This window comes from Streptomyces boncukensis (assembly GCF_011045075.1).
Classification (GTDB): Bacteria; Actinomycetota; Actinomycetes; order Streptomycetales; family Streptomycetaceae; genus Streptomyces; species Streptomyces boncukensis.
Window position 1 is genome coordinate 1 of sequence record NZ_JAAKZZ010001129.1, and the last position, 429, is coordinate 429.

General features: G+C 75.3%; 1 pseudogene. It reads left to right on the plus strand.

The features are described 5' to 3' along the window. Positions 1–75 precede the first annotated feature (75 nt). Positions 76–429, plus strand: a pseudogene (locus G5C65_RS38285) (M4 family metallopeptidase); the annotation flags it as partial.

Sequence of the window (429 nt, forward strand, 5' to 3'; positions counted from 1 at the left end):
CCCCCCCGACCCCCCAGGCTCAGACACCGCCGCACCTCCGCCGGCGCCCTGCTCGCCGCCGCGGCCCTGGTGGCCGTGAGCGTGCAGACGGGCACCGCAGGCGCCCAGTCCGACTCCGCGGCGCGGGACGGCAAGGCGGACACCGGCGCACTGCCCGCCAAGGTGACGCCGAAGGAGCGCGCCGGTCTGCTGCGCACCGCCGACGCGCGCGCGGAGGGCACGGCGGACACGCTCAAGCTGGGCGGCAAGGAGAAGCTGAAGGTCCGCAACGTCGTCAAGAACCGCGACGGCGCGACCCACACCCGCTACGAGCGCACCTACGCCGGACTCCCCGTCCTCGGCGGCGAGATCATCGTGCACCGCGCCCCCGACGGGTCCATCGAGAGCACCGACCGCGCCAACCCGCTCGACATCACCGTCCCCACCACC